The following is a 12,854-nucleotide window of genomic DNA, read 5'->3' on the forward strand; positions in this document are numbered from 1 at the left end:
TTTTTCAAATTCTCTATTGACCTTCAAGTTACTTGAAGGTTTAAACTAAGAAAAGAGAGTTGAAAAAAAGGAGCAAAATAGTATGGAAGCAACAGAAAAATTAAGAGAAAAACCGATAAAAAGTTTATTTATTTCTTATTTAATACCAGCCGTTCTTGGAATGGTATTAATGTCAGTGAATATTGTAATTGACGCTGTCATGATTAGTAGAGGAGTTGGGGCGAACGGTTTAGCAGGAGTAAACGTGGCTATTCCAGCGTTTTCAATTTTCTTCTCTATTTCATTATGGATTGGAATGGGCGGGGCAACGTTATATTCCATTGCATTAGGTGAAAATAAAATTGAAAGAGCAAGGTCTATTTTTACTCAATCCATGACAGTAGCAGTCATTATTGTAGGCGTTTTAGCGGCGATTTGCTTATGGAGAATAGAAGACTTAGCATACTTATTCGGTGCAAACGAAGTGATTTTACCGTATGCGTTAGACTATTTACACGTATTATTAACATTTGGAATGATATACGTTTTAGAAAATATTTTAAGTACATTTATACGAAATGATGGAAATCCTAATTTAGCAATGGCAGGTTTAGTTGTAACAGCTGTATTAAATATAGTGTTTGACTATATCTTTATTTTCATCTTTAAATGGGGCGTAACAGGAGCTGCTTCAGCAACTATTCTTTCAGCAGCGATTGGTTTCCTTGTATTATTAACACACTTCTTTAGAAAAAGTAGTATTTTAAAATGGACGAAATTCCATTTTGAATGGGATACAGTTAAACAAATTATGATAATAGGTTTTCCAAGTTTTACAGCCGAAAGTACAGTAGCGATTGTAACGATTGGTTTTAATATTGCATTCGTTCAATATGCAGGAGAAGTAGGAGTAGCTTCCTATGCGATGGTAAACAGTATCCATGCGATGACATTACTACTATTCTTCGGCGTTGGAGCAGCGTTACAACCAATTGCTAGTTTCCATTACGGTGCAAATTTATCAGAAAGATTACGTGAAGGATTACAGTTTGCTGTGAAAATTGCAGTTGTACTTGGAGGCGTTGCAATAATTGTCGGATTATTCTTTGGGAAATATATTATTGGTCTATTTGATGTCCAATCTCCAGAGTTATTGGAGTTAACATTAACGGGTATGAGCTTGTTCTTTATCCAATACGTATTTTTAGGCTATAACATTGTATATGGAGAGTACTTCCAATCAGTGCGACAAACGACAAAATCAGTACTTATTATAATGAGCCGAGGGTTACTATTTATTATTCCATTATTATGGATTATGCCGAAATTATTTGGGATAAACGGAATTTGGCTCGTTATGCCAGTAGCGGAAGTATTGACAGCGATTATCGTATTTACGATGAATCGTATGAAACATCCTGTTCCATTAAATATGGCGGGAAAGAAAGAAGCGATATAATGAAGAAAATCCCCTTAAGAAATGAAGGGGATTTTCTATTTTTTTAAACTAATAGCAAAAGATCCATCAATTTCTTGAACAGACGCAAAGGCAACATTTTTAATGTTTGTAATTCCTTTTTCTTTTAATTCTTTATATAACCACTTTTCGTCCTTATGAATTAACTTTAAGTTATCGTATTGAATTTGTGAATCGACGATAAGGGCAATTGGTAATCCAGCATACTTAACATCTATATTCAAATCTTTCGGAGTTAATGGTACAAGTTCACGCTTTGGTAAAATGCTAATGGCTCCATTCGCTTCTAAAATAGCGTATTCAATTTCATGAACACTCGGGTATCCTGCAACGCGAAGGTTAGAAAGTAATTCAGCAATGGGATACCTACTTTTTTGTAAGTTCTCAAAAATAATATCACCATGTTTAATTAAAATAATCGGGTGCCCGAGAATAAAACGATTTAGTTTGTTGAATAGGCTTAATTTTGTAAGGATTAAATGTAAACATGTAATTACAACCATACCGAGAAAAGCTTGCAAAGCACCAGAGACTGGTATGGCTTGAAAAGCTAAATAAGATAAAAAGATAATCGCACCAAAATCATGAGGAGTTAGTTGTGCTAAAGCTGATTTACCGAGCATCTTAAGTGATAGTAAAAATAAAATAAAAAAGAACGATACGTTACATAAAAAGAGAAGCAATAGAGACACTCCTTCGTGCAAAGTTGTACTTACTGTTCCCGAAAGAAATATAAATATTACTTTCTAGAGGATAAATTAGGGTGATTTGGAATTTGTCTGTATACAAACAAATAAATGGATATTATCATGAAAGAAGCAAAGAACATAGGAGTATATAGATATGAGAAAGAAAAAAATAATGAAGTATATGATAGGAATTATAATGGTTTGCGCCGTTTATGTGGGATTTTTACAATATAACATTTATAAGCATGGGCACATGAATGCGACCTATGAAGCTGATTATATCATTGTATTAGGCTCGAAAGTAAACGGAACGAAACCATCGTACTCATTGCAATATCGTATTGATAAAGCAGCTGAGTATTTGAAAGCACATGAGAAAGCAATTGCTATTGTGTCTGGAGGAAAAGGAAAAGGGGAAGATATTTCAGAAGCATTAGCAATGAAAAATGGATTAATGAAACTAAAAATTGCAGAAGACCGCATTATCATGGAAGATAAGTCAACGAGTACAGATGAAAATATTAAATTCTCAAAACCTTTAATTCCGGACAATATGAAAAAAGGAATGATCGTAACAAACGATTTCCACATGTTTAGAGCGAAAAAAATAGCAGCTAAGCAAGGTTTACAATTAGAAGGTCTTCCGGCCGAAACACCAAAGCGAATTGTCATTCCATCGAATATACGTGAATATTTAGCCATCACGCAATATTGGTTTATGAATCGAATATAGTGGAAGTGATTCCGCCTAGCATTCTAGGCGGGATTTTTTGAGGGGAATCTTACAAATATGTCATCTTAATGAAAGGTAAAGCGATAGTTTCTAGAATGGATTCCTGACATAATGAAGATAACAAAAACTATTTAGAGGTGAATCGGATGAAAGGAAATAATATATTATCTTCACTATGTTACTTTAGTATCTTTTTTGCCCCATTTTTATTACCAATTATCGTGTACTTCGTTGCGGAAGATGAAGTGAAATACCACGCGAAAAAAGCATTTTGGTCACATATTTTCCCGTACGCAATTTTATTCGGAGGATTAGCGATATCAGGAATATTCGGTTTAGGATTCAATCAATCTGACGGTGCTGGAATTGGAATGATGATCACATATGCAGTGTTCATTCTTGTAGGAATTTACTACTTCATTTGGAATATCGTAAAAGGTATTAAAGTTTTGAAAACAGCGTAATAAGATAAGGAATAATTCGGAGTGAGTTTGTCGTTATTTGTCGGTAAGTCGATATTTTTTGTCGAATCGACGATATATTTGAAAAATCGTCGATATAGTGCAGGGAATCGTTGATATATTGAAAAAATCGACGATATAATTTCATTTACCGTATTAATAGATCTTTTAAAAAGAGCAATTCAAAAAGAATTGCTCTTTTTGTGCTTATAAGTTGTGAATATTGGAAAAGATATGTTAATTTTTCATTATGAAGAGAAAAAGGAGTGGTTTTCATGAATGAGATGATACATAAAATGGAGCAACACGTTTCAGTTCGTAAATATAAAGAAGAATCTATTCCGAAAGATGTAGTAGAAAGAATGGTGCAAGCTGCGCAGCATGCTGCCTCCTCGCATTTTGTACAGGCTTACTCTGTTATATATGTAACCGATCAAGACTTAAAGGCGAAACTAGCAGAGTTATCCGGAAATCGTCATGTGAAAGATTGCGCAGCATTCTTTGTTTGTTGTGCAGATTTAAAACGACTTGAAATGGCATGTGAAAAACATGGTACCGAGATAAAGCATGAAGGAGTGGAAGACTTTATCGTAGCAACGGTAGATGCTTCACTCTTTGCGCAAAACTTAGCGTTAGCAGCAGAATCGTTAGGATACGGTATTTGTTATATTGGTGGTATTCGTAATAATCCGGGAGAAGTGAGCGAATTGCTTCATTTACCAGATAAAGTATATCCTGTATTCGGAATGACAGTCGGTGTACCAGATGAAGATCATGGAGTGAAACCACGTTTACCAGTAACAGCTATCCTTCATGAAAATGGATATGATGAAAAGAAATATGATGAATTATTAAACGAATACGACGAAACGATGAGCGCGTATTATAAAGAAAGATCATCAAATCAAAAAAACGTAACATGGACGGAATCGATGAGTTCATTTATGTCTAAAGAAAAAAGAATGCATATGAAAGAGTTTTTAAGTGAAAAAGGATTTAATAAGAAGTGAGTAAAAAGGCAGACCTGAAGCGAAGGAGAACTTGCAATATTTTAAAAACGTAACAGAGACTTGTGATGAAACGTTAGTATAAGTGAATAATTTAATTGTTAATACCTAAGTTCAGAATGTAGATACTACTTTCTGAACTTAGGTATTTTGTTTGTTATCATATACATAGAAATAAAAATTAATAATTTTTTACAAAAGTGATAGAAAATGAGAATGAAATGCCAATAGTAAGTAAAGGCAGCTGCTAAAGGGGAATTGAGGAAGGAAGATGCTTATGATTTTCAATTCTGAAGAGGATTTCATTATAGCTATGAAAAAACGCGATCAAGATGCTTTGAAAGAAGTGATTGATCAATATGGAAAATTAATTTTGTACATTATTCATAAATCATTAAGTACCCCTATGGAGAAACAATATGTGGATGATTGTTATAACGATGTATTTACTGTTATTTGGTTTCATATCGACCATTTTGATACAGAAAAGGGCAACTTAAAATCTTGGATGATTGGTATTACTAAACTAAAGGCGTTGGAATATAAAAAGAAAGTATATAAAGAGAATAAAATTGATAAAGACGTAGAGATAGATACAGGTGTCCATGATAGGTATGACATAGAACAAGAAGAAGAGATTATGGAAATAGTTCAAGATTTAAATAAGAAAGATCGATATATCTTTTTAAAGAGGTATATTGATGGATATTCCATTGATGACATTGCAAAAGAATTAAAAGTAACGGTGGATTATATATATAATCGAATTTCACGCGGGAAGAAAAAAATTCAAAAACTGTGGAAAGGGAGTGTGTAATATGGATAAAAGATTATTATCTATGTTAAATGAGCTCCAATATTCAGAGGAAGAGATTACACGTTTAGAGAAAGAAGCGGATGAGACTATAAATGTAGATAAGTATTATGTGAAAAACGGAGAATTATTGAAGAAATTAACGGTGCAAATGTTGGAAGAATCAGTTCGGAAAGAGTTACAAGAAGGAGAAGAAATTGAATGTGAAATATTAGTGGAAGAGGGGAGCCTTGTGAATTCTAAAGTTATCCCAAGTATAATAACTGCAGGTGCTACTTTTTATTATTACATTGTTTTAACAAATACAAGATTACGAATTAAATCGTTAGATTGTTATTTCAAAAAAATAAATGAGTACAATGTGTTAATCAACTCAATTCAAGCAGTTTCGCGACATAAAAAAATGAAGAATGTATATGGAATTACTATAGATAATAACTATATACAATTAGGAAGTACCGAGCATGAGCAAGAACTGAAAACTGTAATTGAGAAGCTAAAACAACGCGGGGTGAAAGAAGAGAGATATAAAGAGTTTGAAAAAAGTTGGCTGATTTTTTTCAATGTGTTTGTAATAGCGATGGGTGGGCTTCTAGTTTTAAAATATTTAATTTGAAAATAAAAAGCGGCATAATAGCCGCTTTTTATTGTTATCACGTTTAAAAATATTGAAAACTTATCCGCCGTTATGACACATACTAAAGCACCTTTTATAACAAATGCAAACTTTCAATAAGAAGATATATACCTGTACAACTCAAAAGAATATACGTAAATATTTTAAAAACTCGTTGATTAAGCCATTTGAACATAATTTGACCTATATACAAACCTAGAAATACGATTGGAATAGCGTAAAAACTTGATTCCCAAATTGTCTTGTTTGTGCCAGTAAAGAGTATTTGCGTTAGTAGGCTAATGAAATATATAAATAGATAAAAAGCTAAAGTAGTTGCTCTCAGCTTCTCTTTTTTTGTATCAGTTCCTGTAAAGTACAGTAACAGGGGTGGTCCTGGCATACCGATACTTGTCGTTAAAAGACCGGATAATCCGCCAACTATGAAATCTCTAGATTTTGTTGATTGAATCTTAAAGTTACAGATTAGCATCAAAGTTAATAGTAAGAGTAGGATGCTAATTGCTAATTTAAATGTGTTGATGTTAATAGAAGTGAAAATGATAATACCAAAAGGAACACCAACTATACTGCCGAAAATTAATCTTTTCAGTAGAATACAATCAATGTCCATTCTTATTTTCCAAATGAGTGATATAGAAATAATGAATGATAAAATGATATTTATTTGTATAGCTTCTTGTGGTAGAAATAACATGAGTAAGAAAGGTGTTGCCATAATAGAAAAGCCAAAACCGGTACTTGTTTGTAAAATAGAAGCTACTAATATAATACAAATGAACATGAATATAGTATTCAAAAAAGCCCCCCCACATAATCAAATTTCATTAATATTTTAACATAAAGTAAAACTTTAATCAGTGGAGGCTTACTGGCCTTTCATACGGGGAAAAAAGCGGCAAAGTAGCCGCTTTATATGTTGCAATTAATATTCCAATGATGATCCTGTAGCCTTAAAATATTTTTCTCGTGAAGGCGTCATTACTCGGATTGCTAATAAACAGGAAAGGAAAAGGATGAGTAACGAGCTACTTATTACAGTCATTTGAACGGAAAGAAATTGTGCGGATGCTCCAATTGCTAAAATGAAAAAGATTTGGATAAAACTTTTTATGGAATCAAATACGCTATCGATACGTCCTATCATATGAACCGGGATGTTATTTTGATAAAATGTAAAAAAGCCAGTACCAGCAAATGATGAAGAAATGCCAAGTAAAATGAAACCGCCTGCCGCGACGATAAATGAATTTGAAAAGGCGAAAATTACATAGCCTATTGCTGTGAAAATTGTCCCTAATCCGATACAATATTGAATTGGTAAACGTTTGGCAAAGAGAGAGACAAGAAATGAACCGGAAACGTAAGCAGCGCCAGTTATACTAACAAGCATACTGTATTCTATATCGGTTAAAAACAGTACTTGTCTTGTAAAAACAACTTCTTGTGAATCAAGTGCCATAGCGACAAGCATAGTCGCTTGAAATAAAACGAATATGAGAATAATGTACGTTTCAGTTCGAGCGAATGAAAAAACTTGTTTCCAATCACTTCGTAATGTTTGTACGAAAGTATTTGCAACTTCTTCGCTTTGCTTTGTTTGTAACGTAATATTAGGTAAGAAATAAATGAGAATAGTAGAAAGTAGAAAGGAAAGTGAGTTGCAGTAAATTACAAAGGATGCTGAGTGCGTGGTGAGAAGTATTCCAGCAAGAGCTGGACCGATAATAAAAGCCCCGCTTGTACAAAAGCTACTCCAAGCGTTGAATTGAGCGCGTTCTTCAGCAGGTATAAGCATTGTTTTATAAGAAAATGAAGCTGGATCGAAAAATGATGTAGCAATGCGAGTCAAAAAGATAAAAATATAAATGGCCCAAATAGAATCAAATAGTGGAACGCAGCCAATGAGAACTGCTCGAATGATATCTGTGATAAGCATAATGGACCGTTTGTTTAATCGATCTACTATGCTACCAGACCAAATTTTTGTAACAACGGTCGCAATTGGACCGACAATCCATAATCCTGCTACAGCAGCAGGAGAGTTTGTGCTATGTAACACCATTACGTTTAAGGCGATGAGATACATAAAATCACCTAAACGAGAAATTCCTGTTCCCGACAATAATAATAATTTATTTTTCATGAGCAGCTGAACCTTTCTTTCATTGTTTTTTTATCCTGCAGGAAATAGCGTATTCCTCTTCAGAGTTAGATTGACGAGCGGTTTTGTTTTCCCAGCGTAATAAAACTTGTGTAACCTCCCAAGTAAGCTGTTGTAATTCCTCTGGAGTTAAAAATAAATGAGAAACAATATGACTACCTGTATTCGTTCCCTCTGTGTCGCTTTCTTCAATATAGAAATGAGCAGATTTTGCCTTGTAATATTTTTCAATAATCCCTCGTTTTTCCTTCGTGTCTACTAATTCAAGTAACCCTCCATCATATAAAATTTGAACGTGATAATGTACGCTACCAGTAGATTTGTTTAGTTTAGTAGCTACTTGTTTTGCAGTGAGTGCTTCGTCTTTTAAAAGGTGAAGAATTTGAATACGAGTTGCGTTGGAAATGAGCTTCTGCTGTTCAGCTGAAATAGTAAGTCTATCGTCAAACATTATGGCATCCCCTTTCTTATAATCTAAATTTATTGTACATTCTAAAAAATTAGAACGTAAGGAAAATAAATCGTCTTTTTCCTTTATATTTCGACATAAATAAAAATAGCATGTACATAAACATGCTATTAAGCAATAGTAGATTCTTCATTAAGTTTCCCGCGATAATACAAGAACAGCCATATAAAACTAACAAAAATACAACATGTAGCTAGAAAACTACCAATTATTTGAGGAGAAAGGATTTCTAATAACCATCCTGTCATGAGCATAGATAACTGTATACGTGAGCTATAAATAGAGTAATGAAAGGAGAAAACTTTACCAATCATATTTTCACGCGTGTAAGTTTGAAGTAATGTCGTATCAAGTGGAACGATGATTCCTCCTGCTATGCGCATACAGAGTAATGTAATGATACCGAAAATAAGTTGATCGGATAGAATGAATCCAAGAAAGAAAAAGCCTTGTAGGAAGTAGGCCCAACCAAATGCTTTTTTCATTTTTTCTTTATTGCTGGATATGTAAAGATTAACGAGAAGGCTTCCTATCATAAGCCCAGCCCCTTGAACCGTATATAAAATCCCAATGTTCGTGTGGAAAATTTTTTCGGCATAGATTGTTAGAAGTAGCTGATAAGCACCTCCAATAAGCCCCCATGAAATGCCTACAAGAATTAATATTAAAATGATTTTTGTTTGTAATATGTATGTGTAACCATCTTTTATATCAGTAAAAAATGCTTTTTTCTTCTTACAAGTATCATAAGAGGGAACACTCATATTATAAATAAAATAGGCTGAAATAAAGTATGATAGGCTATTTACTAAAAAAGCGAACTCAATATGTAAAGATTGTGCAATTATCCCGCCTAAAGAAGCACCCATAATAGACATAAAACCATTCATTGTACTAGAAAGAGAGTTAGCAGTTACGAAATGATTTTCGTGTACGATGTTTTTTAAGGTTGCTTGTTTAGCTGGCTCAAATAAGCAAGAAAGTACAGATAAACATATATTAGCAATGAAAATAATTTCAATTTTATAGCTTGCGAGTATGTATGTAAGGACTAGAATTCCCCGTGTAATATCGGTAAAAATCATAATATTCTTTTTAGAAAAACGATCTACCACTCCGCCTATAAAAGGGCTAAGAAGTAGTTGTGGTAAACCTTTACTTATAAAAGTAAGTGCGATCATAAATGGAGATTCCGTTATGCTATAGACGAACGTTAATAAAGCTACAGTATGAAACCAATCTCCAAGCACACTTAATGTTTGCCCATAAAATAGTTTTTTGAAGTTATTATTTGTTTTAAGAAGCGCGGAATAAGAAACTGACATAAAAAGATTAATCCTTATGTAATGATGATGCTTGAACTTGTTTTTTTCCACTCACTTAAATACACTTTCTCCTCTGTAGGGAGTCCAACAGGTAATTGTGCAATCAATTCTAAACTATTTCCGTCAGGATCGTTAAAGTATACGGCGGCATGCGCTAACTCTGGAAAAACAATTGGTTCAATTGGCTCCATTCCAAAATCTTTTCGTGCTGAAATGCCTTTTTGGTTTAGCCAATGTATTGCATGTTCTAAATCATGTAAGCTTACTTGAAAGGCGATGTGTCGTAAAGAGGGATGATAATTTACTTTGTATTCTGTGCCTTCCCAAAGACCGAGCCAACTTTCATTTTCCTTAATCCAAAAGAAAGCAATATCGTCTCCTCTTTTATATAATTTTAGTCCTAGCGATTCGTAAAAAGGTATAGACACTTCTAAGTTACGGACAGGTAAATGTGCTTCGTAAAGACCTTTAATCATTGTAATCCTCCTAAGTAAAAATGTTTCTTATTTCATAGTAAACGTTTTTTATTAGTTGAAATCACAAAAAAGAGGGACATAACTTCATACGAAAGTATGAAAAAAACAGCTCAAACATGAGCTGTTTTCTTATAGTTTTTCGTTCATTTGTTAAGGATAGGATATATTAGTATCCGTATCCGCCGCCACCCCAACAGCTACATCCGATGATGATTAGAAGGATGAATAGTACGATAAGCAAAGCAAATCCACCGCCGAAACCAGCGCAACTTCCACCATAGCTCATATGTTTTCCTCCTTTTGAGTAAGTTAATCTATATAATTCATGGACTACTGTATACAGTATGTTTTTTTTGTGGAAAAGGAGCCAGTCTCTTTTGTAATTAGACAAACGCCTGTGTGGTCATTTTAAGTGTATATTGAGTTACTGATGTATGAATGAATCGTTATATATTTTGCGATTTGTTCATAAAAAAATATAAAAATTGTAAAAAAAACCATTTTTATATTTTTTTATGAGAGGATTTGTACTATAATTTTACAAGTAATATTATGGGAAAAGGGAGTTTTAGTGAAGAGATGGAGATGGGACAACTACAAAATAAAATAGAAACTAAAAAGAAAGAGCTAATTCAACTTGTTGCTAGACATGGATTGGATCATGATAAAGTTTTGTTATTTAGCCGAGATTTAGATATACTTATTAATAAGTTTATGAATGTGAAAGATAAAGTACATAAATAAATAATTTGTAGTTTTTTATATTAAGATATTCAACAAAGAGGAGAGAGATATATTTGGAACATTTACAAGAAGAGCTATATAAACAAATAAAAGAAGAAAAAGGTATTGTTACAATTTTTTTAAAGAGTGGCGTTAGAATAGTAGGAGAAGTTGTTGCAATAGACAAATTTACCGTTTTAATGTTAGTTGATGGAAAACAACAACTTATTTACAAGCAGGCTGTATCAACAATAATGAAATAAGACACTCGTACTGAGTGTCTTATTTCATTATTGCTTGCAGGCTTCAACGTCAATGCCGGCAGCTAATAATTTTTTTTCACCATCTTGCTCAATGATTTTTTGTAATTTAGATAGGAAAGAATCAAAGTTTGTATGCTTTGCTACTTGGAATGTCATTTTATGCTCAATTGGCAGCCACGTATCAATATCAGCTTCGTTATGCTGAATTTTTACCTCAAGCTTATCAAGTGCGTTAGCAACTTTTGCTTCGTACGTTTCTTTCGCTTCAAACTCCATCCATAAATCATATAATTCCTCGCCGAGAGAACCTTTTAATGTTCGTTTAATATTTGAAATTGCTTCTTGTTCATTTATTTGTTTTTGTAATTGTAATTCATGACTATTCATTGTATCAAAAGCAGGAATATCACCAGCTTCTGCTTCGACTAGATCGTGAATAATAACCATTTTAAGTAATTTTTCAATATTTACTTTCTGATCTAAATAAGGTTCAACTAAAATGGCCATTAGAGACATGCGCCACGTATGTTCAGCAACACTTTCTTGACGTCCGTTAGAAAGCCAGCTATGTCGCATTTCATATTTTAGTTTTTCCGCTAGTGCAATGACTTGTAAAATGTTATGTTCCATCGTGATCCTCCTCGTATTTCCATACTATAATTCTAATATGGAAATGAAATGTGTCAATTTTATGAGTATATTGCGATAAATAGATGATGAGCGTATAATAAGCATTATATGTGAAAACGCATTATTAAAATAAAAAAATGTTTTATAAAAATGAAAAGGAAAGGGCAGGAATATGGGAGACGAAAATCAAGGATTTGCTAGACCAGAAAGAAAAAAAAGGAAGTTTGACATTTCTAGCCCATTTGGCATTTTAGTAGGTTTTGCCATAGTGATAGCGGCAATTATGCTTGGTGGAGGCGGAATAAAAGCTTTTAAAAACTTTTTAGATGTTTCATCTATTTTAATTGTCATAGGGGGAACAACTGCGACAATTGTTGTGGCATATCGATTTGGAGAAATAAAAAAATATACGAAAAGTATTTTTACTGTTTTACATAGAAAAGAAGAAGATTTAGAACAGTTAACGGATTTGTTTGTTGATTTTTCAAAAAAATCTAAAAAACACGGTTTACTTTCTTTAGAGGTTGATGGAGAGCAGGTGGACAATCCTTTTATTCAAAAAGGAATTCGATTAATGTTAAGTGGTTACGATGAAGATGAATTAAAAGAAGTGTTAATGAAAGATGTTGAAACGGAAGTGTATGAATTAAGAAAAGGGGCAGTATTATTAGATAAAATTGGCGATTTCGCTCCGGCTTGGGGTATGATAGGGACTTTAATTGGTCTTATCATTATGCTTCAAAACTTGCAAGACACATCGCAAATTGGTACAGGGATGGCAGTTGCGATGTTAACGACATTGTATGGATCAGTACTTGCAAATATGATTGCAATCCCTCTTGCTGAAAAAGTGTATCGTGGTATTGAAGATTTATATACAGAGAAGAAGTTTGTTATTGAAGCAATTTCAGAATTGTATCGTGGACAAATTCCGTCTAAATTAAAGTTAAAACTCGATACGTATGTATACGAAACAAAGATAAAAAAAGTAAAACGAGCAGCCTAAT

Annotated in this window: 16 protein-coding genes and 2 pseudogenes; 10 read left to right on the top strand and 8 right to left on the bottom strand. The window is 33.1% G+C overall.

Features of this window, described 5'->3' with window-relative positions:
- The first annotated feature begins 82 nt into the window (after positions 1-82).
- Positions 83-1,438, top strand: a complete 1,356-nt coding sequence (locus tag NST14_RS08520; protein WP_000388378.1) for an MATE family efflux transporter — start codon at positions 83-85, stop codon at positions 1,436-1,438.
- A 35-nt stretch (positions 1,439-1,473) separates the two neighbouring features.
- Here NST14_RS08520 and NST14_RS08525 read toward each other — a convergent pair whose 3' ends face one another.
- Entirely contained in the window at positions 1,474-2,139 is a 666-nt protein-coding gene (locus tag NST14_RS08525; RefSeq protein WP_000923930.1) for a DUF421 domain-containing protein, read from the bottom strand.
- Between the two features lie 187 nt (positions 2,140-2,326).
- Between NST14_RS08525 and NST14_RS08530 the strand changes: the two genes are divergently transcribed.
- The 6 genes and pseudogenes from NST14_RS08530 to NST14_RS08555 all read left to right on the top strand — a co-directional run bounded on the left by NST14_RS08530 (position 2,327) and on the right by NST14_RS08555 (position 5,776).
- Positions 2,327-2,878, top strand: a complete 552-nt coding sequence (locus NST14_RS08530) for a YdcF family protein (protein WP_306447215.1) — start codon at positions 2,327-2,329, stop codon at positions 2,876-2,878.
- Positions 2,879-3,024: 146 nt separating this feature from the next.
- Complete coding sequence (locus NST14_RS08535) at positions 3,025-3,342, top strand: DUF4870 domain-containing protein (protein WP_000678038.1); 318 nt, start codon at positions 3,025-3,027, stop codon at positions 3,340-3,342.
- Between the two features lie 272 nt (positions 3,343-3,614).
- Complete coding sequence (gene nfsA, locus NST14_RS08540) at positions 3,615-4,349, top strand: oxygen-insensitive NADPH nitroreductase (protein ID WP_073536415.1); 735 nt, start codon at positions 3,615-3,617, stop codon at positions 4,347-4,349.
- Between the two features lie 16 nt (positions 4,350-4,365).
- Positions 4,366-4,431: pseudogene (locus tag NST14_RS08545) on the top strand (glutamine amidotransferase); the annotation flags it as partial.
- A 186-nt stretch (positions 4,432-4,617) separates the two neighbouring features.
- The gene (locus tag NST14_RS08550; protein ID WP_229142954.1) at positions 4,618-5,163 is read left to right on the top strand and encodes a sigma-70 family RNA polymerase sigma factor; all 546 of its coding nucleotides are present in this window, start codon (positions 4,618-4,620) and stop codon (positions 5,161-5,163) included.
- A 1-nt stretch (position 5,164) separates the two neighbouring features.
- Positions 5,165-5,776 carry a flagellar motor switch protein FliG gene (locus tag NST14_RS08555; protein WP_000361347.1) on the top strand — a complete coding sequence of 204 codons (612 nt, stop codon included), beginning with the start codon at positions 5,165-5,167 and terminating at the stop codon, positions 5,774-5,776.
- Positions 5,777-5,870: 94 nt separating this feature from the next.
- On the opposite strand, the gene NST14_RS08560 is transcribed toward NST14_RS08555, so the two are convergent.
- From NST14_RS08560 to NST14_RS08585, 6 genes and pseudogenes are all read right to left on the bottom strand, one after another.
- Positions 5,871-6,596: a sulfite exporter TauE/SafE family protein gene (locus NST14_RS08560; RefSeq protein WP_229142955.1), complete on the bottom strand. Its 726-nt coding sequence runs from the start codon at positions 6,594-6,596 to the stop codon at positions 5,871-5,873.
- Positions 6,597-6,722: 126 nt separating this feature from the next.
- Positions 6,723-7,943 carry an MFS transporter gene (locus NST14_RS08565; protein WP_000791689.1) on the bottom strand — a complete coding sequence of 407 codons (1,221 nt, stop codon included), beginning with the start codon at positions 7,941-7,943 and terminating at the stop codon, positions 6,723-6,725.
- Between the two features lie 19 nt (positions 7,944-7,962).
- A complete protein-coding gene (locus NST14_RS08570; RefSeq protein ID WP_229142956.1) occupies positions 7,963-8,412 on the bottom strand; it encodes an ArsR/SmtB family transcription factor in 450 nt (149 codons plus the stop codon).
- A 128-nt stretch (positions 8,413-8,540) separates the two neighbouring features.
- Positions 8,541-9,755: an MFS transporter gene (locus tag NST14_RS08575; RefSeq protein WP_229142957.1), complete on the bottom strand. Its 1,215-nt coding sequence runs from the start codon at positions 9,753-9,755 to the stop codon at positions 8,541-8,543.
- 7 nt (positions 9,756-9,762) lie between these two features.
- Positions 9,763-10,231: pseudogene (locus NST14_RS08580) on the bottom strand (VOC family protein).
- A gap of 166 nt (positions 10,232-10,397) precedes the next feature.
- Positions 10,398-10,517 carry a YjcZ family sporulation protein gene (locus tag NST14_RS08585; RefSeq protein ID WP_000120179.1) on the bottom strand — a complete coding sequence of 40 codons (120 nt, stop codon included), beginning with the start codon at positions 10,515-10,517 and terminating at the stop codon, positions 10,398-10,400.
- 239 nt (positions 10,518-10,756) lie between these two features.
- Here NST14_RS08585 and NST14_RS08590 point away from each other — a divergent pair, with 239 nt between their 5' ends.
- Positions 10,757-10,975, top strand: a complete 219-nt coding sequence (locus NST14_RS08590) for an aspartyl-phosphate phosphatase Spo0E family protein (RefSeq protein WP_002091864.1) — start codon at positions 10,757-10,759, stop codon at positions 10,973-10,975.
- A gap of 53 nt (positions 10,976-11,028) precedes the next feature.
- The gene (gene hfq, locus NST14_RS08595; RefSeq protein ID WP_000400661.1) at positions 11,029-11,217 is read left to right on the top strand and encodes an RNA chaperone Hfq; all 189 of its coding nucleotides are present in this window, start codon (positions 11,029-11,031) and stop codon (positions 11,215-11,217) included.
- A 27-nt stretch (positions 11,218-11,244) separates the two neighbouring features.
- On the opposite strand, the gene NST14_RS08600 is transcribed toward hfq, so the two are convergent.
- The gene (locus NST14_RS08600) at positions 11,245-11,847 is read right to left on the bottom strand and encodes an HD domain-containing protein (RefSeq protein WP_000400760.1); all 603 of its coding nucleotides are present in this window, start codon (positions 11,845-11,847) and stop codon (positions 11,245-11,247) included.
- 172 nt (positions 11,848-12,019) lie between these two features.
- Between NST14_RS08600 and NST14_RS08605 the strand changes: the two genes are divergently transcribed.
- Positions 12,020-12,853: a flagellar motor protein MotP gene (locus NST14_RS08605; protein WP_000502135.1), complete on the top strand. Its 834-nt coding sequence runs from the start codon at positions 12,020-12,022 to the stop codon at positions 12,851-12,853.
- The last annotated feature ends 1 nt before the right edge of the window (position 12,854 follow it).

It is taken from the genome of Bacillus sp. FSL W8-0519 (assembly GCF_038005585.1).
GTDB classification, from domain to species: Bacteria; Bacillota; Bacilli; order Bacillales; family Bacillaceae_G; genus Bacillus_A; species Bacillus_A paranthracis.

Coding starts and splice junctions, on each gene's coding strand:
- NST14_RS08585 (WP_000120179.1), bottom strand. CDS start 10,517: ATGAGCTATGGTGGAAGTTGCGCTGGTTTCGGCGGTGGATTTGCTTTG.
- NST14_RS08520 (WP_000388378.1), top strand. CDS start 83: ATGGAAGCAACAGAAAAATTAAGAGAAAAACCGATAAAAAGTTTATTT.
- nfsA (WP_073536415.1), top strand. CDS start 3,615: ATGAATGAGATGATACATAAAATGGAGCAACACGTTTCAGTTCGTAAA.
- NST14_RS08565 (WP_000791689.1), bottom strand. CDS start 7,943: ATGAAAAATAAATTATTATTATTGTCGGGAACAGGAATTTCTCGTTTA.
- NST14_RS08530 (WP_306447215.1), top strand. CDS start 2,327: ATGATAGGAATTATAATGGTTTGCGCCGTTTATGTGGGATTTTTACAA.
- NST14_RS08605 (WP_000502135.1), top strand. CDS start 12,020: ATGGGAGACGAAAATCAAGGATTTGCTAGACCAGAAAGAAAAAAAAGG.
- NST14_RS08575 (WP_229142957.1), bottom strand. CDS start 9,755: ATGTCAGTTTCTTATTCCGCGCTTCTTAAAACAAATAATAACTTCAAA.
- NST14_RS08550 (WP_229142954.1), top strand. CDS start 4,618: ATGCTTATGATTTTCAATTCTGAAGAGGATTTCATTATAGCTATGAAA.
- NST14_RS08600 (WP_000400760.1), bottom strand. CDS start 11,847: ATGGAACATAACATTTTACAAGTCATTGCACTAGCGGAAAAACTAAAA.
- NST14_RS08535 (WP_000678038.1), top strand. CDS start 3,025: ATGAAAGGAAATAATATATTATCTTCACTATGTTACTTTAGTATCTTT.
- NST14_RS08570 (WP_229142956.1), bottom strand. CDS start 8,412: ATGTTTGACGATAGACTTACTATTTCAGCTGAACAGCAGAAGCTCATT.
- NST14_RS08555 (WP_000361347.1), top strand. CDS start 5,165: ATGGATAAAAGATTATTATCTATGTTAAATGAGCTCCAATATTCAGAG.